Source organism: Novosphingobium guangzhouense (assembly GCF_002896965.1).
GTDB classification, from domain to species: Bacteria; Pseudomonadota; Alphaproteobacteria; order Sphingomonadales; family Sphingomonadaceae; genus Novosphingobium; species Novosphingobium guangzhouense.
On record NZ_LYMM01000106.1, the window covers coordinates 94,649 to 119,568 of the forward strand.

23 protein-coding genes and 1 tRNA gene are annotated in these 24,920 nt (G+C 64.1%); 16 read left to right on the forward strand and 8 right to left on the reverse strand.

What is annotated here, in order from left to right; translation table 11 throughout:
• Positions 1 to 53: 53 nt before the first annotated feature.
• The gene (locus A8V01_RS27520; RefSeq protein WP_103099418.1) at positions 54 to 935 is read left to right on the forward strand and encodes a UTP--glucose-1-phosphate uridylyltransferase; all 882 of its coding nucleotides are present in this window, start codon (positions 54 to 56) and stop codon (positions 933 to 935) included.
• Between the two features lie 85 nt (positions 936 to 1,020).
• On the opposite strand, the gene A8V01_RS27525 is transcribed toward A8V01_RS27520, so the two are convergent.
• The 4 genes from A8V01_RS27525 to A8V01_RS27540 all read right to left on the reverse strand — a co-directional run bounded on the left by A8V01_RS27525 (position 1,021) and on the right by A8V01_RS27540 (position 5,959).
• Positions 1,021 to 1,698 carry a lytic transglycosylase domain-containing protein gene (locus tag A8V01_RS27525; protein WP_103099419.1) on the reverse strand — a complete coding sequence of 226 codons (678 nt, stop codon included), beginning with the start codon at positions 1,696 to 1,698 and terminating at the stop codon, positions 1,021 to 1,023.
• 86 nt (positions 1,699 to 1,784) lie between these two features.
• Positions 1,785 to 2,897 carry a phytase gene (locus A8V01_RS27530; RefSeq protein WP_103099420.1) on the reverse strand — a complete coding sequence of 371 codons (1,113 nt, stop codon included), beginning with the start codon at positions 2,895 to 2,897 and terminating at the stop codon, positions 1,785 to 1,787.
• Entirely contained in the window at positions 2,897 to 5,704 is a 2,808-nt protein-coding gene (locus tag A8V01_RS27535; protein ID WP_103099421.1) for a TonB-dependent receptor, read from the reverse strand. The genes A8V01_RS27530 and A8V01_RS27535 overlap by 1 nt, the downstream gene beginning before the upstream one ends.
• A gap of 180 nt (positions 5,705 to 5,884) precedes the next feature.
• Positions 5,885 to 5,959, reverse strand: a tRNA-Thr gene (locus A8V01_RS27540).
• Positions 5,960 to 6,084: 125 nt separating this feature from the next.
• Here A8V01_RS27540 and A8V01_RS27545 point away from each other — a divergent pair.
• From A8V01_RS27545 to A8V01_RS27585, 9 genes are all read left to right on the forward strand, one after another.
• A complete protein-coding gene (locus A8V01_RS27545) occupies positions 6,085 to 6,291 on the forward strand; it encodes a hypothetical protein (protein ID WP_103099422.1) in 207 nt (68 codons plus the stop codon).
• A gap of 62 nt (positions 6,292 to 6,353) precedes the next feature.
• Positions 6,354 to 7,040, forward strand: a complete 687-nt coding sequence (gene gpmA, locus A8V01_RS27550) for a 2,3-diphosphoglycerate-dependent phosphoglycerate mutase (protein ID WP_103099423.1) — start codon at positions 6,354 to 6,356, stop codon at positions 7,038 to 7,040.
• A 40-nt stretch (positions 7,041 to 7,080) separates the two neighbouring features.
• Positions 7,081 to 7,536, forward strand: a complete 456-nt coding sequence (purE, locus tag A8V01_RS27555) for a 5-(carboxyamino)imidazole ribonucleotide mutase (protein WP_103099424.1) — start codon at positions 7,081 to 7,083, stop codon at positions 7,534 to 7,536.
• A 24-nt stretch (positions 7,537 to 7,560) separates the two neighbouring features.
• Complete coding sequence (locus A8V01_RS27560; RefSeq protein ID WP_103099425.1) at positions 7,561 to 8,619, forward strand: 5-(carboxyamino)imidazole ribonucleotide synthase; 1,059 nt, start codon at positions 7,561 to 7,563, stop codon at positions 8,617 to 8,619.
• Positions 8,619 to 9,104: a dihydrofolate reductase gene (locus tag A8V01_RS27565; protein ID WP_103099426.1), complete on the forward strand. Its 486-nt coding sequence runs from the start codon at positions 8,619 to 8,621 to the stop codon at positions 9,102 to 9,104. The genes A8V01_RS27560 and A8V01_RS27565 overlap by 1 nt, the downstream gene beginning before the upstream one ends.
• 12 nt (positions 9,105 to 9,116) lie before the next feature.
• Positions 9,117 to 10,046, forward strand: coding sequence for a bifunctional riboflavin kinase/FAD synthetase (locus tag A8V01_RS27570; RefSeq protein WP_211295225.1), 930 nt, complete (start codon positions 9,117 to 9,119; stop codon positions 10,044 to 10,046).
• Between the two features lie 67 nt (positions 10,047 to 10,113).
• Positions 10,114 to 12,969 (forward strand): isoleucine--tRNA ligase, encoded by a 2,856-nt coding sequence (ileS, locus tag A8V01_RS27575; protein WP_103099427.1) that lies wholly within the window; start codon positions 10,114 to 10,116, stop codon positions 12,967 to 12,969.
• 8 nt (positions 12,970 to 12,977) lie between these two features.
• Positions 12,978 to 13,484, forward strand: a complete 507-nt coding sequence (lspA, locus tag A8V01_RS27580; protein WP_170066085.1) for a signal peptidase II — start codon at positions 12,978 to 12,980, stop codon at positions 13,482 to 13,484.
• A gap of 16 nt (positions 13,485 to 13,500) precedes the next feature.
• The gene (locus tag A8V01_RS27585; protein ID WP_103099429.1) at positions 13,501 to 13,917 is read left to right on the forward strand and encodes a DUF3035 domain-containing protein; all 417 of its coding nucleotides are present in this window, start codon (positions 13,501 to 13,503) and stop codon (positions 13,915 to 13,917) included.
• A gap of 75 nt (positions 13,918 to 13,992) precedes the next feature.
• On the opposite strand, the gene A8V01_RS27590 is transcribed toward A8V01_RS27585, so the two are convergent.
• Complete coding sequence (locus A8V01_RS27590) at positions 13,993 to 15,330, reverse strand: hemolysin family protein (protein ID WP_103099430.1); 1,338 nt, start codon at positions 15,328 to 15,330, stop codon at positions 13,993 to 13,995.
• 231 nt (positions 15,331 to 15,561) lie between these two features.
• Here A8V01_RS27590 and A8V01_RS27595 point away from each other — a divergent pair, with 231 nt between their 5' ends.
• Together A8V01_RS27595 and A8V01_RS27600 are read left to right on the forward strand one after the other, a co-directional pair.
• Complete coding sequence (locus tag A8V01_RS27595; RefSeq protein ID WP_103099431.1) at positions 15,562 to 16,236, forward strand: YiaD family glycine zipper/OmpA-like lipoprotein; 675 nt, start codon at positions 15,562 to 15,564, stop codon at positions 16,234 to 16,236.
• Positions 16,237 to 16,387: 151 nt separating this feature from the next.
• Positions 16,388 to 17,950, forward strand: coding sequence for a DUF1570 domain-containing protein (locus A8V01_RS27600; protein WP_103099499.1), 1,563 nt, complete (start codon positions 16,388 to 16,390; stop codon positions 17,948 to 17,950).
• 15 nt (positions 17,951 to 17,965) lie between these two features.
• Here the strand turns inward: A8V01_RS27600 and A8V01_RS27605 are convergent, their stop codons facing one another.
• Positions 17,966 to 18,760, reverse strand: a complete 795-nt coding sequence (locus A8V01_RS27605) for a 3'(2'),5'-bisphosphate nucleotidase CysQ (protein WP_103099432.1) — start codon at positions 18,758 to 18,760, stop codon at positions 17,966 to 17,968.
• 188 nt (positions 18,761 to 18,948) lie between these two features.
• On the opposite strand from A8V01_RS27605, the gene sucC reads away from it, so the two are divergent.
• The 4 genes from sucC (at position 18,949) to A8V01_RS27625 (ending at position 23,075) form a co-directional block, all read left to right on the forward strand.
• Positions 18,949 to 20,148 carry an ADP-forming succinate--CoA ligase subunit beta gene (sucC, locus tag A8V01_RS27610; protein WP_103099433.1) on the forward strand — a complete coding sequence of 400 codons (1,200 nt, stop codon included), beginning with the start codon at positions 18,949 to 18,951 and terminating at the stop codon, positions 20,146 to 20,148.
• Between the two features lie 242 nt (positions 20,149 to 20,390).
• Positions 20,391 to 21,137, forward strand: coding sequence for an electron transfer flavoprotein subunit beta/FixA family protein (locus A8V01_RS27615; RefSeq protein WP_103099434.1), 747 nt, complete (start codon positions 20,391 to 20,393; stop codon positions 21,135 to 21,137).
• Positions 21,137 to 22,066: an electron transfer flavoprotein subunit alpha/FixB family protein gene (locus A8V01_RS27620; RefSeq protein ID WP_103099435.1), complete on the forward strand. Its 930-nt coding sequence runs from the start codon at positions 21,137 to 21,139 to the stop codon at positions 22,064 to 22,066. Before A8V01_RS27615 ends, A8V01_RS27620 begins: the two co-directional genes overlap by 1 nt.
• A 292-nt stretch (positions 22,067 to 22,358) precedes the next feature.
• Positions 22,359 to 23,075, forward strand: a complete 717-nt coding sequence (locus A8V01_RS27625) for a TonB family protein (RefSeq protein WP_170066086.1) — start codon at positions 22,359 to 22,361, stop codon at positions 23,073 to 23,075.
• On the opposite strand, the gene A8V01_RS27630 is transcribed toward A8V01_RS27625, so the two are convergent.
• Both A8V01_RS27630 and A8V01_RS27635 read right to left on the reverse strand, forming a co-directional pair.
• Positions 23,060 to 23,632 carry a GNAT family N-acetyltransferase gene (locus A8V01_RS27630; RefSeq protein ID WP_103099437.1) on the reverse strand — a complete coding sequence of 191 codons (573 nt, stop codon included), beginning with the start codon at positions 23,630 to 23,632 and terminating at the stop codon, positions 23,060 to 23,062. The two genes, A8V01_RS27625 and A8V01_RS27630, sit on opposite strands and share 16 nt — an antisense overlap.
• Positions 23,629 to 24,849, reverse strand: coding sequence for a DUF445 domain-containing protein (locus A8V01_RS27635; protein WP_103099438.1), 1,221 nt, complete (start codon positions 24,847 to 24,849; stop codon positions 23,629 to 23,631). Before A8V01_RS27635 ends, A8V01_RS27630 begins: the two co-directional genes overlap by 4 nt.
• Between the last annotated feature and the right edge of the window lie 71 nt (positions 24,850 to 24,920).

Here is a 24,920-nt window from a genome sequence, read left to right on the forward strand (position 1 = left end):
TATTTCCGGGCTTTAAACGCAACCGCAACATGAGCGAGGCATTATCCAGACCCATGAGTGACAAGAACTTCCGTAAGCCGGTCCGAAAAGCCGTCTTTCCCGTTGCCGGTCTCGGCACCCGTTTCCTTCCCGCCACCAAGGCAATTCCGAAGGAGCTTCTTCCCGTCGTCGATCGGCCGCTGATCCAGTACGCCGTGGACGAGGCGCGTGAAGCGGGAATCGAGGAATTCGTCTTCGTGACCGGCCGTGGAAAGACCGCCATCGTCGAGCATTTCGATACCGCCTATGAACTTGAAGCGACCATGACCGGGCGCGGCAAGTCGCTCGACCCGCTTGAGCCCACGCGCATCCAGCCCGGCAACCTCGTCACCGTGCGTCAGCAGGTGCCGATGGGTCTGGGCCATGCGGTGTGGTGCGCCCGCGCGGTCGTGGGGGACGAGCCCTTCGCGATCTTCCTGCCTGATGAACTGATGTACGGCTCGCCGGGCTGCATGGGGCAGATGATCGAGGCCTACAACGAAGTGGGCGGCAACCTCGTTTCGGTGCTGGAAGTGCCGCATGAGGAAGTGTCGAGCTATGGCGTGATCGCGCCGGGCGAAAGCCGCGGGAATCTCACCGAGGTCAAGGGCCTGGTGGAAAAACCCAAGGTGGAAGAGGCGCCTTCGAACAAGATCGTTTCGGGCCGCTACATCCTGCAACCCGAAGTCATGGGTCTGCTGGAAACGCAGGGCAAGGGGGCGGGCGGCGAAATCCAGCTGACCGATTCCATGGCCAAGCTGATCGGTCAGCAGCCGTTCCACGCAGTCACCTTCAATGGCCGCCGTTTCGACTGCGGTTCGAAGGTCGGCTTCGTCGAGGCCACGCTGGCGATCGCGCTCGACCGTCCCGACATGCGCGACGACGTGCGCGCCATCGCGCAGAAGCTTCTGGGCTGACGCATGGCGCCGCAAGGCGGTGAAAAGGCGCGCTACCGCAAGGTGGCGCGCTTTTTTGTGTGTTTCAGCGGCGGACTTTGATGTCTTACTGCCGCACGGGAGCGGTGAGCCGCGCCATGATCGAGGCGACGTAGGCCCTGGTTTCGCGGATGTTCGGAACGCCGCCGGCCTTGAGCACGCGCGCGGGGCCGGCGTTGTAGGCGGCCAGCGCCTTTTCGATATCGCCCCCGAATGCATCCAGTTGCATACGCAGATACCGCGCGCCGCCTTCGAGGTTGGCGATCGGGTCGCCGGGATCGACGCCCATCTGTGCGGCGGTTCCGGGCATGAGCTGCGCCAGTCCGCGCGCCCCCACGGGCGAAAGTGCCAGTTCGTTCCACCGGCTTTCCTGCCAGACAACGGCTTCGAGCAGGGTCGGGCTGATATCGTACTTGGCGGCAAGCTGCGCCACGCGTTCGCGCCAGCGGGTAGGGCCTGCGGCATCGAGCGCATCGGTGATGGATTGGGGATGAAGCTGGGAATCGACCTCAAGCGGTGTCGATTCGACTTCTTCCGGGGCCTTGGCGACGGTGCTGCCGATGAAGCCGACGCCGGAAGACGGGTCTATCTGGGCAAGGTCGGATGGCGGGGGCAGGGAGGCCGGACCTCCGGCGACCCATTCAGCGCCGCTTGCACCGATCTGCAGCACGTCGGCATGGGCCATGCCGGGAATGGCTGCACAGGAAACGGCAACCAGCACGCCAAGCGCATCTGCCCGTTTCATCGATTCGTTTCCCTCACCATCGCCGGGAGTCCTACCGCATCCGCAGGATCGAGTCACACGCGGATGCGGCAGGGGCTATCGATGCCTTACCGCAGGCCCAGCGCGGTGCGGATGGAGCGCCAGGACAGCAGCTTGAAGTTCTGCGCCTTCGGGGCGTTGTCGCCGTCCTGCGCCATGAACAGCCCTTCCGGGTACTGCGGTCCGAAATCACCAAGGATGACTTCGATGCCATCCGTGTCGCTGGTGCCGCCCAGCGCGCCACCACTGATGCGGAAGCGGCCTGCGGGCTTGTCCGTGGCAAGGTCGAACAGGGCGTAGGCGTTGTCGCCTTGGCTGGATGCGACGAGCCATGCGCGGCCTTCGGCGTTGCGAGCGATGGCAAGGCCCTCGATATCGTCGACCAGTCCGTCCGTTTCGCCGACGCGGGCATAGGAACTGGCGGTCAGCGTCGCGGGCGCCAGCGGCACCTTCCAGATCGCCACGTCTTCTTCGGCGACGTAGAGCGTCCTGGTCACGTCATCGACGACGCAGCCTTCGGACTGGGTCGCGAACTTGACGTTGCGCAGATGTTCGGCCGCAACCTTGCCGGCCTTCTCCACAAGGCGGCTTTCGGCGACGGTGCCGTCCTTGAGCACGACATAGGCACGCGCCAGCTCGCCCGAGGCGAGCGGGGCGCCCATGCAGAAGCCGTAAGCCTCCGCCGGAGCATGGCCGGCGGGCAGGAACGTCTCGGTGCCAAGCACGGTCAGCTTGCCGGTTGCTCCGTCGAGCCCGAACAGGGCGATGCGCGGTTCGGCGCGGTCGGTGCGGTCGCTGGCGCCGACGAGGATGCGGCTCGATCCGTCCGCCATGCGCACTTCGCGCAGGTCCGCGTTGTTGAGCGCACCTGCGGGCGAGAAATCCTTCACCGTGCCGTCAAGGCCGTAGACGTAGAGCCCCGCCTTCTTGTCGGTGCCCAGGATCAGGCTGGCGGCGGGGTTCGCCGGATTGCGCCAGATCGCCGGATCGTCTGCCGCATCGGCATTGCCGGTGCCCACGGGCGTGGTTTCGCCCTCGGCCGGAATGTCGATGGCGGGATAGTGGGGACGCGGCGCCGCTGGGGTGCCGGTGGTCGCGCAGGCACCAAGCAGGAGGGCCGGGAGCAAAGCTCCCGACCCCAGCTTCACGGCATCGGCGATGTTCGTGAGGTTACGCTTCATCAGAACGACATCCTTGCGCCGAACTTCACGGTCGAGCCGTATTCCTCGTACTGGAGGAGACGCTCGGCACCGGCGTAGTTCTGGTAGGCATAGTACTTGGCGTTGTTCACGTTCACCCAGTCCGCGAAGAGGCGGATGTTGTCGGTAAGCTTGTACTTCGCCGAAAGGTCCAGCTGGAAGTGCTGGTTGACGATACGATCCTGATCGGCCGCATCACCCACTTCGTCGAGGTACTTGTCGCGGAAAGTGCCCGCCGCGCGCAGCGAGATCGGACCCTTCTCGTAACCCAGCACGACGTTGAAGGTGTTCTTCGACGACTGCGGCAGGTTGATGCGGCGGGCGATCTGATCACCCTCGTCGTTCTCGTAGAACACCGAGCCGCGGGCGTACGTGTAGGTATAGTTGATCTGCGTGAGCAGGCCGTCGAACGGTGCGGGCAGCATCGTGAAAGCCTGGCTGTAGCCCAGTTCGATGCCGGCGATCTCGGCCTTGTCGCCGTTCACGGCCTGCCGCAGTTCGGTGTACTCGACGCCGTTGAAGGTGCCGCTGGCGGTCGATGCCTGATCGTAGATGTAGTCCTTGATCGACTTGTAGAAGGCACCGAACGTCAGCGCGCCGTTGTTGGCGAAATAGTATTCGAAGCCGGCATCGAAGTTCCACGACTGGTAGGGCTTGAGCGCGGGGTTGCCGAACTCTGCCTCGCCGTCCTCGTTGATCGTGTAGCGCGGCGCCATGTCGCCAAGGTTGGGACGCACGACGGTCTTGTACCCGGCGAAACGCGCGACGAGGTTCTGCTGCGGGCTGTAGCGCACGGTCAGGCTGGGCAGCCAGTTGGTGTAGTTGCGCTTGTAGGTGACCGGCGAAACGTCGATCACGGTATCGCCATCGTCGTTTTCCGAAACGGCGACGAGATTGCCGTTCATCTCGTTGTGAGTGCGCTCCATGCGCACGCCGCCGATTACGCGCAGCGTCGCGGAATCCCAGCGGCCAAGCAGGTAGGCGGCGGTGACATCTTCCTTGACCTTGTAGTCGCTGGTGGAGCTGTCGATCAGGCTGTCTTCGGGGTTCAGTTCAAAACCGGCGCTGTTGGCGAGGTAGAAGTCGGCCGAACCGGTCTTGTTGGCGACCGGCCCCATGTCGAGCAGTCGGTAGGTCTGCTTGCCCAGCACGTCGGCAAGGGTGAAGTCGCCGTCGTAGTCGTCGAAACGGCTCATGTTGAAGTCGTAGGACTTGGTACGCCAGCGGGCCTTGGCACCGGCCTGCACGGTGAAGTCGCCGGTGGCACCCGCGAAAGTGCGTGCGAGGTCGGCCTTGGCGGCCCATTCCTCGTCCTGGCTGTCCGACAGGGTGGTCAGCTCAAGGCGATCGAACTTGTAGTCGCTCGCATCGTTGATGCCGCTGGACGAATAGGTCGGGAAGTACCGGCCGGCGTAATCGACCGAAACGAGAGCGCTTGAATCATTCTCGAAATCGGCGGCGAAGCGCATCGGGTCGAGCGAGAACGTCTCCTTCTCGGTCGACTTGGCGTAGCTGGCCTGCCAGTTGAACTTCCAGGTGCCGGTGTCGGTGTCGCTGCCGATCGCCACGGTGCGGATACGCTGGCGTTCGAAGCGGTCCTTGTGGTCGCGCTCGATGGTCAGCTTGTCGCCGTCGGCAAGGTCTGCGGTGTCGAAGGTGACCGTCGAACCGTCGGCGGTGGCGACATCGCCGAAGTCGCCGAAATCGAAGGTCGTGCGGCGGCGGTATTCATGGTCGTCAAACTGCGACCAGTTGCCGCGCACGTAGGCCTTGGTCGTATCCGAGACGCGCCAGTCGAACGAGAGCGCCGCGTTGATGCGGGTGCGCTCCACGTCGTAATCGCGATATTCAAGGCTCTCACCATAGACCGCGCCGTTGTCGTTCTCGGTCCAGTCGGCCATCTCGACGTTGTCGGTCTCGAACTTGCGCTTGTAGTAGCTGACCGACCCGGCCACGCCGAAGTCTTCGCCCAGCTTCTGGGTGAAGTCGAGCGAGCCCTTCGGGGTTACCTTGCCCGAATAGTCGTTCCAGCTGCCTTCGGCGCTGATGTTGTAGCGGTTCTTCTTCGAATCAAAGGCGCTGGTGGTGTTGATCTCGATCGAGGCGCCGACGAAGTCGCCGTCCATGTCGGGAGTGAACGACTTCTTGACCTCGATCGATTCGATCGTGTCCGCCGAAATCACGTCGAGCGCGACCTGGCGCACGTCCGATTCGGGTGCGGGCACGCGCACGCCGTTGAGCGAGGTGGAGTTGAGGTTGGGGTCAAGGCCGCGCACGGCCACGAAGCGGCCTTCGCCCTGGTCGTTGAGGATGTTGACGCCGGGCAGGCGGCGCAGCGATTCCGCCACGTTCTGGTCGGGGAACTGGCCCACCGCGTCGCGGGTCAGCACCGATTCAACGCCGTCGGCGGCCTTCTGGCGCGACAGGGCGCTGGTCAGGTTCGCGGTCATGCCGGTGACGAGGATGTCACCGCCGCCGATCGCGGGCAGGTCGAAGCTGCCGTCGATGCGGCCCGATGCGGGAACGGTGACGCTCTTCGTCGTCACTTCCGCGCCGACATAGCGCGCTTCGAGGGTGTAGGTGCCGGCCGGAACGTCACCGAAGACATAGGCGCCGGCGCGGTCCGTCTCGACCTGACGGTTGAGCTCGACGATGCGCACGGTGGCCGACTGAAGCGCGCGGGTGCCGGTGGCGTCGTTGACGTGGCCGGCAACTTCACCTGCATGCGCCATGGTTGCGAACGATGCCGAGGCGAGCAGCCCGGCGACGAGCTGGAGCGAGCGATTCATAGCTGGAAAGGTTCCCTGAAGTGACGTTGTGTGTCCTTGAGGGCGGCCCCTAGTCGCGTTTCATGACGCTCACGTGATACAGCGAAGACAGTTTGATGACAGTTGCCGCCGCGCAGCGCAGGCAGCAGACCACGCGGGCGTGCGCACCGGATCTTCGATGTGAAAAAGGGGAAAGGGGAATGGTGCTGCTAGGGAGGATTGAACTCCCGACCTCACCCTTACCAAGGGTGCGCTCTACCACTGAGCTACAGCAGCGCCGTTCCAGGGCCCCGGCGTATCGAGCGTGTCGACCCAGGGCAGGGGCGCGCTATTGTCCTCGGCGCGATCGAATGTCAAGCGCCGCTTGCGCTTTCTTTTTGTGAACGGCATTGCCCAATGCCATGAGCGATGAACGAAGCGGGCGCGAAAGCGCGGAAAAGCTGACGCGTGAAGAGCGGCTGGCCGCGAAGCTGCGGGAGAATCTGCGGCGCAGAAAAGCGCAGGCGCGCGCCGTATCGCAGGCGGTTTCGTCCGCAGCGCTTCCCGATCGTGATGGCGAATCGTCCGGCAGCAAACCGCCACTGGCCAAATCGCCCCCGGAAAGCTAGGGGCCTCAATCACGAACCGGCGGCAAGACCCGCGCCGGTCCTGACAAGATAGGGAGCTTACGTTGCCTCGCCTGATCCTGCTTCGCCACGGCCAGAGCCAGTGGAACCTTGAAAACCGCTTCACCGGCTGGTGGGACGTGGATGTCACCGAAAAGGGCGAGGCTGAAGCCCGCGCTGCGGGGGCTTTGCTCAAGGACAAGGGCGTGCTGCCCGACGTCGCCTTCACATCGCTGCAGACCCGCGCGATCAAGACGCTGCACTTCGCGCTTGAAGCGGCCGGCATCCTGTGGATTCCCGAAACCAAGGACTGGCGCCTGAACGAGCGTCACTATGGCGGCCTGACCGGGCTCGACAAGGCAGAGACGGCTGCCAAACACGGCGACGACCAGGTCAAGATCTGGCGTCGCAGCTTCGACATTCCGCCCCCCGTCATGGACAAGGGCACCGAGTTCGACCTGTCGGGCGACCCGCGCTACGCCGGGATCGACGTGCCGATGACCGAAAGCCTCAAGGACACCATCGCGCGCGTCCTGCCGTATTACGAAGGCTCGATCGTGCCGCATCTCCATGCCGGTTCGACCGTGCTGGTCGCCGCCCATGGCAATTCGCTGCGGGCGCTGGAAAAGCACCTCTCGGGCATTTCCGACGAAGAGATCACCGGCCTTGAGATCCCGACCGGTCAGCCGATCGTCTACGAACTGGACGCCGACCTCAAGGTGCTTGACCGCTATTACCTGTCGGAGCGTTGAGAGCGTGAGCGCACCTGTTGCCCCTTTGGTCGCAATCGTCATGGGCAGCCAGTCCGACTGGCCGACCATGAGCAAGGCCGCCGAAATGCTCGACAAGCTGGGCGTCGCCTATGACGCCCGCATCGTCTCTGCCCACCGCACGCCCGAGCGGCTGGTGGAATTCGCCAAGGGTGCGGAAGGCGAGGGCTTCAAGGTGATCGTTGCCGGGGCAGGGGGCGCTGCTCACCTGCCCGGCATGGTCGCTTCGATGACTCACCTGCCGGTGCTGGGCGTGCCGGTGCAGAGCCGGGCGCTGTCGGGGCAGGACAGCCTGCTCTCGATCGTGCAGATGCCCGCAGGAATTCCGGTGGGCACGCTGGCGATCGGAGAGGCCGGGGCGGCCAACGCGGGCCTGCTGGCCGCCGCGATCCTGGCCACTTCGGATGATGCACTGGCGGAACGGCTCAAGGATTTCCGCGCCGCACAGACCGCAAGCGTGGCCGAACGGCCTGCCTGACAACTTCAAGACGACAAGGTTGACATGATTCCTCCCGGCGAAACCATCGGCATCCTTGGCGGCGGCCAGCTTGGGCGGATGATCGCCATGGCGGCGGCGCAGCTCGGCTACCGCTGCCACGTCTATGCGCCGGAGGCGGATTCGATCGCCGCCGACGTCTGCGCCGCCTTCACTTGCGCCCCCTGGGACGATGCGGAAGCGATGGCCCGCTTTGCAGCCGACTGCGCGGTGGTGACCTACGAATTCGAGAACGTGCCCGTGGGTCCGCTCGCCGCTCTGGGTGACACCCCGCTGCTTGCCCATGCCCGCGCACTGGAAACGGCGCAGGATCGCCTGAACGAGAAGCGCTTCGTCACGCAGCTGGGCGGCACTCCCGCTCCCTTCGCCCCGGTGGACAGCGCCGAAGACCTGGCAAATGCCATCGCCACCATCGGCGCGCCCGGCATCCTCAAGACACGCCGCGATGGCTACGACGGCAAGGGCCAGTGGCGGATCATGACAGCCGAGGACGCCGCTGCGCTGGACCTTCCTGCAACGCCGCTGATCTATGAAGGCTTCGTCACCTTCTTCGCCGAATTCTCGGTGATCCTGTGCCGCGGCGCTGACGGCGATATTCGCTTTTTCGACAGTGCCCACAACGTCCACGAAGGCGGCATCCTGGCGCTCAGCACCGTGCCTGCGCCCGCCGATCTGCTGGCGCAAGTGCCTGCTGCGCGCGAACTTGCCGCCAAGGTGGCCGAGGCGCTGGACTATGTCGGCGTACTGACGCTGGAATTCTTCGCGACGAAGGATGGCCCGGTGTTCAACGAAATGGCGCCGCGCGTCCACAATTCGGGCCACTGGACCACAGAGGGCGCGGTCACCAGCCAGTTCGAGAATCACGTGCGTGCGATCTGCGGGCTGCCGTTGGGCGGCACCGGGCTTGCCGCGAAGGGCGTGGAAATGCGCAATCTCATCGGTGACGATGCGCATGACTGGGCGACGATCCTGGCCGATCCCGCCAATCACCTGCACCTTTACGGCAAGGCGGCGGCGCGGCCCGGTCGCAAGATGGGCCACGTGACGCGGCTGATTCTGGACTGATGGCTCAGGATATCTTCCTTATCTATGCCCGCGCGGACAATGGCGTGATCGGCCGCGATGGCGCGCTGCCCTGGCGGCTTCCGGCCGACCTCAGGCGGTTCAAGGCGCTGACCATGGGCAAGCCGATGGTGATGGGCCGCAAGACCTTCGAAAGCTTCCCTTCGCCGCTTCCGGGCCGCCGCCACATCGTACTGACGCGCGACAGCGGCTGGCAGGCCGAGGGCGCCGAAGTCGTGCATTCGGTGGAAGCGGCGCTGGCGCTTGCCGGAGAGGGTGAAGTGGCCGTGATCGGCGGGGCAGAGATCAACGCGCTGTTCCTCCCGCTGGCCACCCGGATCGAACTGACGCAAGTTGCGGGCGACCATGAAGGCGATACGGTGATGCCCGCGCCCGGCCCCGAATGGCGCGAGACCATGCGCGAGGAACATCCGGCGCAGGGCGCATATCCTGCCCATGCTTTCGTCACTCTCGTGCGCGGCCTATAGCGCGGAACGCCCATGATTCGCCTCGACAACCGCCAACCCGTTCCCGAATCCTTGCGCGGTGCCGTGCTGGCGCTGGGCAACTTCGACGGGTTCCATCAGGGCCATCAGGCCGTGGTCGGAGAGGCGATCCGCTGGGCGAAGGCGCAGGATCGCCCGGCCATCGTTGCCACGTTCGATCCGCATCCCGTCCGCCACTTCAAGCCCGATGCGGAACCGTTCCGCCTGACCACGCTGGACCAGCGGCAGGAATTGTTCGCCGCGGCCGGGGCCGACGCGATGCTGGTGCTGCATTTCGATTCCGCGATGGCGGCCATGCCCGCAACGCAGTGGGTCGAGGACATGCTGGTGCGCCACATGGGCGCGGTCGGCGTGGTGACGGGCGAGGATTTCACGTTTGGCCGTGCCAAGGGCGGCAATCCGCAGGTGCTGCGCGATATCGGCGCCGCGCACGGGCTTGAAGGGCGCACGGTCGGCCCGGTCAGCGATGCGGGCGGCACCGTATCGTCCAGCCGTATCCGCGAGGCACTGAAGTCCGGCGATTGCCAGCTTGCCGCGCGGCTGCTGACGCGTCCGTTTTCGATCCGTGGCCGGGTGCAGCATGGCGACAAGCTGGGCCGCACCATAGGTTTTCCCACCGCCAACCTCGACATGGCGAACTATCTGCGCCCGCTTTACGGCATCTACGCGGTGACGGGGCGCATGCCGGACGGCCGCGTGGTTCATGGCGCGGCGAACATCGGCATCCGCCCGACCTTCGATCCGCCCAAGGAACTGCTTGAGCCGCACTTCTTCGATTTCGCGGGCGACCTTTATGGGCAGGAGATCGAGGTGGCGTTCCACCACTTCCTGCGGCCCGAAGCGAAGTTCGCATCGCTGGATGCCCTGATCGAACAGATGGACCGCGATTGCGTGAAGGCGCGCGAACTGCTGGCGGGCCTCTAGCGTCTTACAGCCGGGGCGAATCCTCGCACTTCCAACGGTGCCGCAATTGTTCTAGTGCGCAGGCCTTATGACCGAACAGCGCGACTATCGTAGCACCGTCTTCCTTCCGAAGACCGATTTCCCCATGAAGGCCGGGCTCCCGCAGAAGGAGCCGGGTATTCTTGCGCGCTGGCAGGCCGAAAAGATTTACGAGAAGACGCGCGACGTGCGCCGCGGCCGCGAAAAGTTCGTGCTGCATGATGGCCCGCCTTATGCGAACGGCGACATGCACATCGGCCACGCGCTGAACCACATCCTCAAGGACATGGTCGTGCGCACCCAGACCCTGCTGGGCAAGGACGCGCCCTATGTGCCCGGCTGGGACTGCCATGGCCTGCCGATCGAGTGGAAGGTCGAGGAAGAGTACCGCAAGAAGAAGAAAAACAAGGACGAAGTTCCGGCGGAGGAATTCCGCGCCGAATGCCGCGCCTATGCCCAGAACTGGGTGAATGTGCAGCGCGAACAGCTCAAGCGCCTCGGCATCAATGGTGACTGGGACAACCCCTACCTGACGATGGACTTTCAAGCAGAAGCCACCATCGTCGGCGAACTCCTGAAGTTTGCCGAGAACGGCATGCTCTATCGCGGCGCCAAGCCGGTGATGTGGTCGCCGGTGGAAAAGACCGCGCTGGCCGAAGCCGAGGTGGAGTACGAGGACATCACCTCGACCCAGATCGACGTGGCGTTCGAGATCACAGAATCGCCGAAGCTGCCGGGCTTGGTTGGCGCTTACGTTGTAATCTGGACGACCACACCTTGGACCATCCCGGTCAACCAAGCGCTCGCATACGGCCCCGACGTCAAGTACGTCGCGCTTGTAGCGGATCGGACTTATATCGTCGCAGAGCAGCTTGCTGAAGACTTCATCAAGCGCAGCGGGATCACCGTAACTGATCGCGCCAACTGGTTCACCGGCTCCGACCTCGAAGGCACCATCGCGCGTCACCCGATGCACGCGCTCGGCGGCTTCTTCGCCGAGCCGCGTCCGCTGCTCGCCGGTGATTTCGTCACCACCGAGAGCGGCACCGGCCTCGTCCACATGGCGCCTGACCATGGCGAGGACGACTTCGCGCTGTGCAAGGCCCATGGCATCAACCCGAAGTTCGTGGTCGAAGCCGACGGCAAGTACCGCGAGGACTGGCTGTGGCTGGCGGGGCAAGGCTCTGTCATCAACCCCAAGTTCAATGCGGCCGACGGTCCGATCTGCTCGGACCTGCGCGAAGCAGGCGCGCTGCTGGCCGCTTCTGCGGACTACAAGCACAGCTACCCCCACTCGTGGCGCTCCAAGGCCAAGGTGATCTACCGCTGCACGCCGCAGTGGTTCGTGCCGATGGACAAGGTGATGACGCATATCTCGCCCAAGTCCCCGGCCGACAAGCGCTGGGAGAACGAGGGCGGCGCGATTGATCCCAGCGAAGAAAACCTGATGGACGCGCCGACGCTGCGCGCCGCGGCGCTGCAGGCGATTGCCGATACCCGCTTCGTGCCCGACAAGGGCCGCAACCGCATCGGCGCGATGGTCGAGGGGCGTCCCGACTGGGTGCTTTCGCGCCAGCGCGCGTGGGGCGTGCCGATCACGCTGTTCGTCGATCGCAAGACCGGCGAATACTTGGTCGATGAAGCGGTGAACGACCGCATCCGCAACGCGATCCGCGCGAAGGGCGTCGATGGCTGGTCGGACGAGGCCGCGCAGGAACTGCTCGGCAACGACTACAAGGCCGAGGATTACGAGCGCGTCGCCGACATTCTCGACGTGTGGTTCGATTCCGGTTCGACCCATGCTTTCGTGCTCGAATCGGGCCGCTGGCCGGACCTGCTGCGCCCCGAAGGTTACACCGGCCCCAAGGCGGACCTCTATCTGGAAGGGTCGGACCAGCATCGCGGCTGGTTCCAGTCATCCCTTCTGGAAGCCTGCGCCACGCGTGGCCATGCGCCGTACAAGGCGGTGCTGACTCACGGCTTCACGATGGATGCCAAGGGCATGAAGATGTCCAAGTCGCTGGGCAACACGATCAGCCCGCTGAAGGTGATGGAGACCAACGGCGCCGATATCATCCGCCTCTGGGCGCTCTCGGTGGACTTCACCGAAGACCACCGCATCGGCGATGAGATCCTCAAGGGCGTGGCCGACCAGTACCGCAAGCTGCGCAATACCCTACGCTACCTGCTGGGCGCGCTGGATGGCTTCAGCGACACCGAACGGGTACACAACGTCACCGAGATGCCCGAACTGGAGCGCTACGTGCTCTCGCTGCTGGGCCAGCTCGACAAGACGCTGCGCGAGGCTGTCGATGCCTTCGACTTCAACACTTACGTCCGTGCGCTGCTCGATTTCTGCAACGAGGATCTGTCGGCGTTCTTCTTCGATATCCGCAAGGACTGCCTCTACTGCGATGCGCCCACGGACCCGAAGCGCCGCGCCTATCGGACCGTGCTGGATATCCTGTTCCACGCGCTGATCCGCTATGCGGCGCCGGTGATCGTGTTCACGGCGGAAGAAACCTGGGGCTCGCGCTATCCCGATGGCGGCAGCGTCCACCTTCTGGAATGGCCGGAAGTTCCGGCGGCAGAGGCGGATGCGGCCAAGTGGGCCGAACTTCGTGCCCTGCGCGCGACCGTGACCGAAGCGATTGAGCCGCTGCGCCGTGAAAAGATCATCGGCTCCAGTCTTGCCGCCGTGGTCACCGTGCCAGCAGCCGCGCCGGATGCCGATCTGGCCGAGCTGTTCATCACCGGGACAGTCACGCGCGGGCAGGGCGGGGACGTGACCGTCACCCCATCCACCGACAACAAGTGCGGCCGTTGCTGGCGCCATCTCCCGGAAGTGACCGAGGACGGCGCCCTGTGCGATCGCTGCGACGACGTCGTGGAGCCGGCTGAATGAATCCCTGGATGAAGCGCCTGATCGGCCTTGTTGTGGCCGTGATCGTCTATGCGATCGATCAGGGCATCAAGGGTTGGGTCGTCGATGGCATCGAGCTGAACCGGATCGGCCAGGTCTATGTCCTGCCGTTCTTCAACCTGACGTGGACGCAGAACTTCGGCGTTTCGCTGGGCCTGTTCACGGCCGGGTCGCCGGAAGGGCGCTGGGCGCTGGTGGCGATGACCGGCGCGATCGCGGCCTTCGTGTTCGTCTGGCTGCTGCGTGAACGCAAGCTGGCCGAGATCGCGGCGCTGGGCATGGTGCTGGGCGGTGCGCTTGGCAACATCCGCGATCGCTTTGCGGTCGGCTATGTGATCGACTATGCAGACCTGCACTTCGGAGGGTGGCGGCCCTTCCTGATCTTCAACCTTGCCGATGCGGCGATCACCATCGGTGTCCTGATTATCCTTGCCCGATCCCTGTTTTCGCGCGAAAAGCCCGATGCAGCGGCTCAACCCGCCCCTACTGCCGAATAAACGCGAGTTCGATTTGATGCGCATGAAGAAAACCGGTGCCCTTGTCCTCGTCGCGACTGGCGCCGTCATGCTGTCCGCTTGCGGCAGCACGGGTCTGTTCAACCGGGCCCGCCCTGACGAGTTCGCCGTTCAGCGGCAGACCCCGCTGGTGGTCCCGCCCGATTTTTCGCTGAGCCCGCCGAAGCAGGGTCAGCCTCGCCCGGCTGACGATTCGATGCAGCAGCAGACGCTGGATGCGCTGTTCGGTGGCCCGCAGGCCCGCAGTGAAGTGGAAAAGTCGGCGCTGAGCATGGCTGGAACCGCCGATCCGTCGATCCGTTCGACCGTTGGTGATCCGCAGACCTACACGGTCGCCAAGGGCCAGCTTACCCGCGCGATCCTTGCCGCTCCGGAAGGCGACGGCCGCGATGCGCAGACCGCCGTTGGCGGCTGAACTTTGGTCGACATGACATAAAAAAGGCCGGGCGAAAGTCCGGCCTTTTTCGTTTCAGATGGAGGTGACGGCGGATCAGCCGTCGCCGCTTACTCCGTCATCCTCGATGGCGTCGGCAGCGGTGCTTACCAGAAGCTTGTCGATCTTGAGGCCATCCATGTCGATGACTTCAACACGCCAGCCCTGCTCGGTGAAATGCTCACCTTCGCGCGGGACCTTGCGCAGGACGTGGAGCACGAAACCGGCGACGGTGGCGAAGTCGCGATCTTCGGGCAGAGCGATGCCAAGGCGGTCGGCCAGCGAATCGGCAGGCATCGCGCCCGATATCAGCAACGATCCGTCCTCGCGCTCGGTCACCATGGGCTCATCGCCCTCGTCCTGGTGCGAAACAAAGTTGCCCGCCAGCGCCGCCAGCACGTCAGAGGGCGTGACCACGCCTTCGAGGTGGCCGTATTCGTCGTGCACCACGGCCATCGCCACTTCGGCGGTCTGCAGCTTGCGCAAGGCGTCCATCGCGTCGAGCTGGTCGGGAATGACTTCGGCCTTGCGCATCATTGCGCGCACTTCGACGGTGCGTCCGTCGATCAGCGCGGCCAGCACTTCCTTGACCTTGAGGATGCCAACCACATTGTCGGGCGCGCCGTCTCCGGCCACCACCGGCAGCAGCGAATGGGGCGATGCGGCGATCTTGGCGCGAAGGGCAGTCTCGTCCGCATCGGCATCGATCCAGTCGATCTGGTTGCGCGGGGTCATCAGTTCGCGCACGGGCCGTTCGGCCAGGCGCATGACCCCGGTCATCATCGCGCGTTCTTCCTCCTCGATCACGCCGGTGCGGGTCGCCTCGGCGAAGATCATCTGGAGTTCTTCCGCGGTCAGACGCTCTGCATCGCCGGTGCGAATCGAGAAGAGGCGCAGGATCAGTCCGGAGGACCGGTCCAGCAGCCAGACGAACGGGCCCATGATGCGCGCCAGCCAGCTCATCGGCTGGGCCATGATCACGGCTACGGGTTCGGCCATGCGCAGGGCCAGCTGCTTGGGCACCAGTTCGCCGACGACGACGCTGGCGTAAGTCGTGGCGATGATCACCAGCGCAAAGCCCAGTTCGCCCGCGAAGCGTACCGGAACGCCCAGCATGGCAAGGCGGTCGCCCACCGGCTGGCCCAGGCTGGCGCCCGAATAGGCGCCCGCGATGATGCCGATGAGGGTGATGCCGATCTGCACGGTCGACAGGAACCTGCCGGGGTCGGCGGCCAGATCCATGGCGGTCTGGGCGGCCCGGCTGCCCTTGTCGGCAGAAAGCTTGAGGCGCGGCGTGCGCGCGGAAACGATGGCCAGTTCGGACATCGAGAACAGGCCATTCAATAGAATGAGCCCGATGATGATGAGGACGTCGGTCCAGGGAAAGGGTGTCACAGTGCTTCCATCGCTAGCAGAGATTGTGCGCCGCGCGAAGAACCCGCGTAATCCGATTGCTGCATTGCAATGTTTTGCAATGGACCTTGAAAAGCGCGGCACATTCGCAGTGTGCCCGGGAACTCAACGTAGTGCGGTGGGTTGAGCGCCCGTGAGCCATTCGCCGTTCATGTTCACTACCGCACAGATGCCCGGTATAAGGGCACATCAAGAGGAAGGGACACCCAGGAAATGAAGAATTCGCGCCTGATCACCTCGGCCGCCGCGGTCCTTGCGATGGTTACGGTTTCGGCTTGCGTCACGGACCCGAACACCGGTGAGCGCAAGGTTTCGCGAACGGCCATCGGCGGTGCCGGCGGCGCCGGTCTGGGCTATCTGCTCGGCAGCGTCATCGGCGGCAAGACCGCGCGTATCGTCGGCGCAGGCATCGGCGGCGTCGCGGGCGGCGTCGTCGGCTACCAGATGGACAAGCAGATCAAGGAACTGAAGGAACAGACCGCCGGTTCGGGCATCGACGTTACCCAGCAGGGCGACGGCATCCTCGTGAACCTGCCGGACGTGACGTTTGCCGTTGATTCCACCGTTGTCAGCCCCTCGTTCCAGGCGTCGCTGGACAAGGTCGCGCAGTCGATGGTGCAGTATCCGAACAGCCTCGTCGACGTCTACGGCCACACCGACTCCACCGGCTCGGCCTCGTACAACATGGACCTGTCGAAGCGCCGTGCCGATTCGGTGGCGCGTTACCTGATCAGCCGGGGCGTTTCGTCCTCGCGTATCCAGACGCAGGGCATGGGGATGAACTATCCGGTCGCGGACAATAACACGGCCGAGGGTCGCGCCCTCAATCGCCGCGTCGAAATCAAGATCACCCCGGTGACCACGGACGACGCCAACGCGGCGAAGTAAAGAGCTTCCGCAGGAAGCGGGATCGGGGAAGGGGCCGGTGTGCGAAAGTACACCGGCCCCTTCTTCATGGATCTGCGATTTCAGACGAGTAACTTGAAACGTAACAATATTTGGCTAGTCTCCGTATCCGTAAAGGGTTCGGGGGGACTTGATGCGTTTTGGAATACTGGTTGCGGCGCTGGCTGTGTGCTTCTGGGGCGGACAGGCCCGGGCGGCCTGGATCGAGGCGTCCAGCGACCATTTCGTCATCTACGCGAACGATTCCGACAAGGACATCACGCGCTTTTCGCAGCAGCTTGAACGCTATCATGCCGGCATGGCCTTCGTGCTTGGCCAGAAGGTGGCCAAGCCAAGCCCGTCGAACCGGGTGACCGTCTACGTCGTCAAGAACGAGCGCGAAGTGCGCCAACTCCACGGCGGTGACAACAAGTTCGTCGGGGGGTTCTACGTCCCCAGCGCGGGCGGCTCGTTGGCGATCGTGCCTTCCGTGCAAAGTGGCAGCGGCAGCACCGTCACCTGGTCGATGATCGTGCTGCTGCATGAATATGCGCACCACTTCCTGATCTCCACCAGTTCGGCGGCGATGCCCCGCTGGCTGAGCGAAGGCGCGGCGGAATTCTTTGCATCCGCCAAGTTCGAGGCGGACGGTGGATTGTGGCTTGGCCGCCCGGCCAGCCACCGCGCGGGTGAACTGTTCTACGCACAGGACGTCAAGGCCGCCGATCTGCTCGACCCCACCGAGTACGACAAGCGCAAGCACACTACTTACGACGCGTTCTACGGCAAGAGCTGGCTCCTGTATCATTACCTGACCTTCGGCGGTGACCGCAAAGGGCAGATGACCCGCTATGTCGAACTGCTCGCCAAGGGACGGGGGCAGCGAGACGCCGCGTTGGAGGCTTTCGGTGACTTCGACGTACTGGAGAAGAATCTCGACAGCTATCTGAAGAAGCGGCGGATGACTGCGCTGACGCTGACGCCAGAGGTGTTGTCGATCGGTCCGGTGAGCCTGCGCACGCTTTCTGCCGGTGAGGCGGAGATCATGCCGGTGCGTATCCGCTCGCGTCGCGGCGTGTCGAGCGAGGAAGCGGCAACCCTGCTGGTGGAGGCGCGCCAGATCGCGGCAAAGTATCCGCAGGACCCTGCGGTGCTGGCCGCGCTTGCCGAATGCGAATTCGATGCGGGCCATGACAGGGAAGCCATCGCCGCAGCGGACAGCGCGATCGCGCACGACCCCTCTCAGGTCAACGCCTACATCCAGAAAGGTTATGCACTTTTCCGCGAGGCGGAGGACAACCGGGGCGACGACAAGGAACGCGCGGCGGCGTACAAGGCCGCGCGGGCTCCCTTCATCGCGCTCAACCGGATCGAGAACGACCATCCGCTGCCGCTCGTCTACTTCTACCGCAGCTTTGTGGAGCAGGGACAGACGCCGTCTGATCTGGCTATCAGCGGGTTGATCCGGGCGGTGGAGCTGGCGCCGTTCGACCTTGGCCTTCGGATGAACCTGGGCACCGCTTTGTTGCGCCTGGGCCGCTCACCCGAAGCGCGGATCGTGCTGGGGCCGGTCGCAAACAACCCGCACGTCAATTCCGGCAGCCGCTTCGCGCGCAGCCTGATCGAACGGATGGAGAAAGATCCGTCCTGGAAGGGCGAGGGCATGGGTCAGGAAGCGCCTGAAGAACCCGAAGCGGAAGGTGACGCAGACAAGTAAAGGCCTGCCGACGGTTCAGGCGGAATAGCGCCGGGCTCGCTCGGCGAGTCGCTCTACTGCAGCGGCATGGATTCCGTTCGATGAAACCAGTACGCCGAACGCCCGTGGATCGTGCTTGTTGTAATTGAGCGGTTGCCCGAAGGCATCGGTCACAGCAGCGCCCGCTTCGCGCGCGATCAGCCCCGCGGCGGCAATGTCCCATTCATAGCCCCAGCGCAGCGTGGCGAGGAGATCGGCCTGATCCGCCGCTACCATCGCCATGCGCAGTGCGATCGAGTTGGGCTGGTCGACAAGGACAAGGTCTGCATCCTCTGCCGCCAGCTTGTGTGCCGGGACGCGTGATCCCGACAATCTATCGCGGTTGCTGGCAACCAGTCGGGCGCCGTTAAGCCAGGCGCCCTTGCCTGCCTCCGCCGACCAGAACTCGCCACCGGCCTCGCGCTGGCGGACGGGGGCGAAAAGATAGCCCAGCAAGGGCCGTCTGGTGTTCACCAGCGCGACGGAGATCGCCCAGCCCTTGCGACCATGGATATAGTCGCGCGTTCCGTCGATCGGATCGACCAGCCACACCAGTTCGTGATCTTGCCGCTCTTGTGTGTCGGCCGTCTCTTCGGAGAGCCATCCCGCCGCAGGAAGCAATGCACCCAGTTCGCGCTTGAGGTAGGCATCGACCGCAAGATCGGCGGTGCAGACCGGGCTTCCCGGAGTCTTCTCCCACGATTTCAGATCGTGGCCGTCGCCCGGCCAGCCGGACAAGGCAATGCGCCCGGCCTCGCGGACGATGGCTTCGAGTCTGTGTCGGTCGATCATCCGGCCGCGTCCCCGTATTTAATTGCTATTGCGAACTGATATCAAATAAGTTCGATCAAATTCGTTGGAGCTATGCATTTGCGCAGGCTCCGGGCCTTTTCAAGCCCGCCCGGATGTGCTTAGGCGGCAGGCGAACATATGGCTACGGCGCCTTCCCCGGGAACCTCCAGCAGAAAGCGATTTGAGCGATGAACATTCACGAATATCAGGGCAAGGAACTCCTCGCGAAGTACGGCGTGGGCATTCCCGCCGGCATCGCCGCCCTCACCGTCGAAGAGGCAGTCGCTGCTGCCAAGCAGCTTCCCGGACCGCTCTACGTCGTCAAGGCGCAGATCCACGCCGGCGGCCGCGGCAAGGGCAAGTTCAAGGAACTCCCCGCCGACGCCAAGGGCGGTGTGCGCCTTGCCAAGTCGATCGAGGAAGTCGAAGCTTTCGCCAAGGAAATGCTCGGCAACACGCTCGTCACCATCCAGACCGGTGAAGCGGGCAAGCAGGTCAACCGTCTGTACGTGACCGACGGCGTCGACATCGACAAGGAATACTACCTGTCGATGCTCGTCGATCGCAAGACCGGCCGCGTGGCCATGATCGTGTCGACCGAAGGCGGCATGGACATCGAGGAAGTCGCTCACAACACGCCGGAAAAGATCGCCACGATCACGATCGATCCGGCCGAAGGCTTCCAGGCCCACCACGGCCGCGCCGTTGCGTTCGCACTGAAGCTCTCGGGCGACCTCAACAAGCAGGCTCAGAAGCTTGCTAAGCAGCTCTACACCGCGTTCATCGCGATGGATTGCGACATGGTCGAGATCAACCCGCTGGTTCAGAGCAAGGGCGGTGAACTGCTCGTTCTCGACACCAAGATGAGCTTCGATTCGAACGCTCTTGCCCGTCACCCCGACATCTTCGCCCTGCGCGACGAGACCGAGGAAGATCCGGCCGAGATCGAAGCTTCGAAGTATGACCTCGCCTACATCAAGCTCGACGGCGACATCGGCTGCATGGTCAACGGCGCCGGCCTTGCCATGGCGACGATGGACATCATCAAGCTGAACGGCATGTTCCCGGCCAACTTCCTTGACGTCGGCGGTGGCGCTAACAAGGAAAAGGTGACCGCGGCGTTCAAGATCATTCTCGCGGATCCGGCCGTGAAGGGCATCCTCGTGAACATCTTCGGCGGCATCATGAAGTGCGACATCATCGCTGAAGGCATCGTTGCCGCGGCGAAGGAAGTGAACCTGTCGGTTCCGCTCGTTGTCCGCCTCGAAGGCACCAACGTCCAGCAGGGCAAGGACATCCTGGCCAATTCCGGCCTCGCGATCGTCCCCGCCAACGACCTGGGCGACGCTGCCAAGAAAATCGTTGCGGAAGTTCAGGCCGTCGCCTGAATCATGCGATGATCGGTCGGGTGCATCATGCGCGCGATCACATAGCGAATATCGGAACGGCGGGGGTTTCGCGACCCCCGCCGTTTCTGCATGTAGGGGATGCGCGAAGTTTCTCTTTTCCCGCCTCAAGCTCTTAGCGCTTCTGCGAGGCTTGACGTCGGGGCAGAGGAACGCGATAGCTCCCTTCAGAGTTTAATCGTGCGGTTAAATTTGCCGTCCCAGAAGTGAGAGGACAGTTCGCAATGAAGATCATCGTGCCCGTGAAGCGGGTCATCGATTACAACGTGAAGCCGCGGGTCAAGGCCGACGGTACCGGCGTTGACCTTGCCAACGTCAAGATGAGCATGAACCCCTTCGACGAAATCGCCGTCGAGGAAGCCATCCGCCTCAAGGAAGCGGGCAAGGCCGAAGAAGTCATCGCCGTTTCGGTCGGCCCGACGAAGGCGCAGGAAACCCTGCGCACCGCGCTGGCCATGGGCGCCGACCGCGCCATCCTGATCGAGACTGACGCAGAGGTCGAACCGCTGGCCGTCGCCAAGATTCTCAAGGCGATCGTGGGTGAAGAAAACCCCGGCCTCGTGATCCTCGGCAAGCAGGCGATCGATGACGATTCGAACCAGACCGGCCAGATGCTCGCTGCGCTGCTGGGCCGTCCGCAGGGCACTTTCGCCAGCAAGGTCGTCATTGAAGGCGATTCGGTTGCCGTTACCCGCGAAGTCGACGGCGGGCTTGAGACGGTGAAGCTGTCGCTTCCCGCCATCGTGACCACCGACCTTCGCCTGAACGAGCCGCGCTACGCTTCGCTGCCCAACATCATGAAGGCCAAGAAGAAGCAGCTCGATGTGAAGTCGCCCGCCGATTACGGCGTGGACATCACCCCGCGCCTCAAGACCCTCAAGGTTGCAGAGCCGCCGGTGCGTGTCGCAGGCATCAAGGTTGCCGACGTCGACGGTCTTGTCGCCAAGCTCAAGGAACTGGGAGTAGCCTGATGAAGACGCTCGTCTGGGTTGAACACGACAACGCGTCGGTCAAGGACGCTACCCTCTCCGCCGTCACCGCCGCTGCAAAGCTGGGTGAAGTCCACCTCCTCGTCGCTGGCTCCGGTGCGCGCGCCGTAGCAGATGCCGCCGCGCAGATCGCAGGCGTGGGCAAGGTCCACTTCGCCGACGACGCGGCCTACGAACATGCGCTGGCGGAAAACGTCGCGCCGCTGATCGTGGACCTCATGGGCCATCACGACGCCTTCGTTGCGCCGGCCACCACCACCGGCAAGAATGTTGCGCCGCGCGTTGCCGCGCTGCTCGACGTCGCGCAGATTTCGGACATCCTTTCGGTCGAAGGCGAGAAGACCTTCACCCGTCCGATCTACGCCGGCAACGCCATCGCCACCGTTGAATCGAGCGATGCCAAGCTGGTCATCACCGTACGCGGCACTGCTTTTGCCAAGGCAGAAGCGACCGGCGGTTCGGGCGTGGTCGAAGACGTGACGGGCGCCGGTGATGCGGGTCTTTCCAGCTTCGTGGGCGCGGAAATCGCCAAGTCGGAGCGTCCGGAACTGACCAGCGCCAAGATCATCGTCTCGGGCGGCCGCGCGCTGAAGGACTCCGAAACCTTCGAGGCCACCATCCTGCCGCTCGCCGACAAGCTGGGCGCTGCCGTTGGTGCATCGCGCGCCGCGGTCGACGCAGGTTATGTGCCGAACGATTACCAGGTCGGCCAGACCGGCAAGATCGTTGCCCCCGAAGTCTACATCGCGGTGGGCATTTCGGGCGCGATCCAGCACCTTGCGGGCATGAAGGACTCCAAGACCATCATCGCCATCAACAAGGACGAGGATGCCCCGATCTTCCAGGTCGCAGACATCGGCCTGGTGGCAGACCTGTTCAACGCGGTGCCGGAACTGACCGGCAAGCTTTGAGGCACGGCGTTCGCCAACAATGAAAAGGCTCCGGAGTTTTGCTCCGGGGCCTTTTTCATGTGCGACGAATCGGGCAGGGATGGCTTTTGCGGGTTCAAAGCGGGGGCTTTTTGTGATCAGGGCAACGATCGGAACGATTGCAGCCGTTGCTGCGCTTGTCGGGGGGACCGATGCCGTTTCGGCAGCCGCCCGGCCGGAGGTCAGGCTGTCGGCGTCCTCGCCGTGGAATCTGGACGGCTCTGAATCCGGTTGCGCGTTGAGACGCACGTTTGGCCCTGCGGATCGTCCTGTCGTGCTGGAAATTCGCCGCTACGAGCCCGGGGACCGGTTTCAGCTGGTGGTTGACGGTGATGACTTGGCCAGCCTTGTCATGCGTCACAAGGTAACCGTGCAATACAGTACCTTGTGGACGGACGAGGATACCTGGTTTCAGCCTGGTACGGCCAAGCGGGGGGACCGGGATGCCGTCCCTTCGATCTTCCTGACCTCCGCGCTTATGAAGCCGGAGAACGGCAAGACTGACGATGATACCGAAGGCGAGCAGGATTTCGTCACGCCGGCCATGGAAGACAGCGTCAAGCAGATCGCTCTCATCTGGGGGGATCATCGGGTGTCTCTCGCGACCGGGTCGCTTGGCAAGCCTTTCGCAGCGTTGCGGGGCTGCACCGATGCGCTGCTCAAGGCATGGGATCTGGATCCGGCGGTTCAGGCCAGCTTGTCCCGCCACGCAAAGCCTGCCCACCTCAAGCCGATGGTGCGATCCATTCAGGACGTCTATCCAACCTCGATGTTGGCGAAGGGCAATCAGGGCCGCGTCAATTTTCGCGCGTTGGTGAATGCCGAAGGCGTCGTGACCCGGTGCGACACGCTCAAGTCCTACAACGAACCTGCGTTCGATGCACTGGCCTGCAAGGTGGTTCAGCGCACCCGGTTCGATCCGGCGCTGGACAAGGCCGGCAAGCCCGTGCCCTCATACTATGCCCAGACGGTGATCTACTTTACCGGCTGAGCTGACGTTGTGAGCGGCTGGCCTCGCTCGAACAGTGTAAGCGTGGTGGGGTCATCGCCATCCTCGGTCAGGCGCGTGGCGTACCGCACAAAGCCGAGCCTTGCCGCCACCCGTTCCGATGCCTCGTTGCCTTCCTCCACCATGCAGGCGATGCGCTTCGGCCCGTGCTCCTGGTCGAACCAGTGCAATACCGCTTCCATTGCTTCGGGCGCGACACCCTTGCGCCACCAGTCTCGCCTGACGATCCAGCCCGCCTCCGGTACGTCATCCATGCCGGATTGCTCTCCGAATCCTCGCCAGGAATGGAATACGCCGCAGGTGGCGACGATATCGTCCTTTCCGCGTGGGCGGACCATGAAGGTGCCGTACCCGTAAAGCGCCCACGATCCCGCGTTGCGCATCAACCGGTCGAACTGAGACTGCCTTTCCGGCGAGGCAGGGCCGAGGTAGCGCAGGGTTTCCTCATCATCGATCAGGGCGCACAACTGCGGCAGGTCCGTGGCCACCGGGCGCCACAAGTCGAAACGGTCGGTCTTCAGCAGCGGTCCATCGGTCATAGCAGCCGGTCGATGGCATGGATGCAGACACCAAACAAGCCGCCCACCAGCGTCCCGTTGATACGGATGAACTGCAAGTCTCGGCCGACTGCACCTTCCAGGCGGTTGCTGATCGTGCGTGCATCCCAGCGCTTCACCGTGCCGGAGACAAGGCCGACTATCTCTTCGCCATAGCGCGCGGTGACGCCGACGATGGTGCGGCGCGCAAAGCGGTTTATCTGGGCCTGCAGCCGTGGGTCGCCCTGCAGGGCGGCGCCCAGTTCGCCCAGCATTGTCGTCAGTTGTCCGGCCAGCGCCGCATCGGGGTTGCGGGCGGCATCGACCAGCTTGTGGCGCAGGCGCTCCCACACTGATTGCCACCACCGGCCGACCGCCGGGTTGGCGATCATTTCGCGCTTGGCATTTTCCACCCGCTCGCGGGTTTCGGGATCGTTGGCAAGGCGTTCGGCAAGGCTTTCCAGCATCTGCTCGACCTTGAGCTTGAGTGGATGGTCGGGCTGCACGATCATCTCCGCCAGCAGCTTGTAGAGGCCATCGAGCACGGAATTGGCGATGCGGGCGTCAAGGCCGGTCAGGCGCAGCAGGCTGTTGGCGCGCTCGCGGATCATGGTGCGGACCATGTCCTCGTTGGCTTCAAGCGCTTCTCCCACCCAGCGCACCGAACCTTCGATAAGCGGCAGGTGGCGGCGGTCGGCGATCATCGCCGAAAGCATCTGGCCAAGGAGGGGGGATACCTCCACCCGCTCAAGCTGGCGGGCCAGTCCGGCACGGACCTGGTTGCCCAGACGGTCCGGGTCCAGCGATTCGAGTATGTCGGCAATCAGGTTCGCCGCGCCCGCGCGGATACGCGACTGGCCGCCGCGCCCCGGATCGGCAAGGAAGTTGCCCGCTGCCGCCGCAAAGTTGAAGCTGTTGACCCGCCGCGCAACGACCTGGGGGGTCAGGAAGTTGTCGCGCAGGAACGTCGCCATCGAATCGGCGATGCGGTCCTTGTTTTCCGGGATGATCGCGGTGTGCGGGATGGGCAGGCCAAGGGGGCGGCGGAACAGAGCGGTCACCGCGAACCAGTCCGCCAGTCCGCCCACCATCGCCGCTTCGGTGAAGGCGATCGCCCATTCCAGCGCTGGTGCCCAGGCAGGGTGAACGCCCGCTAGCTTGCGCAGCACAAGAAAGGCCAGCGCCATGGCCAGCAGCAACCCGGTTGCGAACAGGCGCATCCGGCGGCCTCTGTCCGGCCCCGTGCCGTCCAGCGCGATCCCCGTGTTACGGCGCCCTTTCGGCGGCAAGC

Coding starts and splice junctions, on each gene's coding strand:
- A8V01_RS27520 (WP_103099418.1), top strand. CDS start 54: ATGAGTGACAAGAACTTCCGTAAGCCGGTCCGAAAAGCCGTCTTTCCC.
- A8V01_RS27525 (WP_103099419.1), bottom strand. CDS start 1,698: ATGAAACGGGCAGATGCGCTTGGCGTGCTGGTTGCCGTTTCCTGTGCA.
- A8V01_RS27530 (WP_103099420.1), bottom strand. CDS start 2,897: ATGAAGCGTAACCTCACGAACATCGCCGATGCCGTGAAGCTGGGGTCG.
- A8V01_RS27535 (WP_103099421.1), bottom strand. CDS start 5,704: ATGAATCGCTCGCTCCAGCTCGTCGCCGGGCTGCTCGCCTCGGCATCG.
- A8V01_RS27545 (WP_103099422.1), top strand. CDS start 6,085: ATGAGCGATGAACGAAGCGGGCGCGAAAGCGCGGAAAAGCTGACGCGT.
- purE (WP_103099424.1), top strand. CDS start 7,081: ATGGGCAGCCAGTCCGACTGGCCGACCATGAGCAAGGCCGCCGAAATG.
- A8V01_RS27560 (WP_103099425.1), top strand. CDS start 7,561: ATGATTCCTCCCGGCGAAACCATCGGCATCCTTGGCGGCGGCCAGCTT.
- A8V01_RS27565 (WP_103099426.1), top strand. CDS start 8,619: ATGGCTCAGGATATCTTCCTTATCTATGCCCGCGCGGACAATGGCGTG.
- A8V01_RS27570 (WP_211295225.1), top strand. CDS start 9,117: ATGATTCGCCTCGACAACCGCCAACCCGTTCCCGAATCCTTGCGCGGT.
- ileS (WP_103099427.1), top strand. CDS start 10,114: ATGACCGAACAGCGCGACTATCGTAGCACCGTCTTCCTTCCGAAGACC.
- lspA (WP_170066085.1), top strand. CDS start 12,978: ATGAAGCGCCTGATCGGCCTTGTTGTGGCCGTGATCGTCTATGCGATC.
- A8V01_RS27585 (WP_103099429.1), top strand. CDS start 13,501: ATGCGCATGAAGAAAACCGGTGCCCTTGTCCTCGTCGCGACTGGCGCC.
- A8V01_RS27595 (WP_103099431.1), top strand. CDS start 15,562: ATGAAGAATTCGCGCCTGATCACCTCGGCCGCCGCGGTCCTTGCGATG.
- A8V01_RS27600 (WP_103099499.1), top strand. CDS start 16,388: ATGCGTTTTGGAATACTGGTTGCGGCGCTGGCTGTGTGCTTCTGGGGC.
- A8V01_RS27605 (WP_103099432.1), bottom strand. CDS start 18,760: ATGATCGACCGACACAGACTCGAAGCCATCGTCCGCGAGGCCGGGCGC.
- sucC (WP_103099433.1), top strand. CDS start 18,949: ATGAACATTCACGAATATCAGGGCAAGGAACTCCTCGCGAAGTACGGC.
- A8V01_RS27615 (WP_103099434.1), top strand. CDS start 20,391: ATGAAGATCATCGTGCCCGTGAAGCGGGTCATCGATTACAACGTGAAG.
- A8V01_RS27620 (WP_103099435.1), top strand. CDS start 21,137: ATGAAGACGCTCGTCTGGGTTGAACACGACAACGCGTCGGTCAAGGAC.
- A8V01_RS27630 (WP_103099437.1), bottom strand. CDS start 23,632: ATGACCGATGGACCGCTGCTGAAGACCGACCGTTTCGACTTGTGGCGC.
- A8V01_RS27635 (WP_103099438.1), bottom strand. CDS start 24,849: ATGCGCCTGTTCGCAACCGGGTTGCTGCTGGCCATGGCGCTGGCCTTT.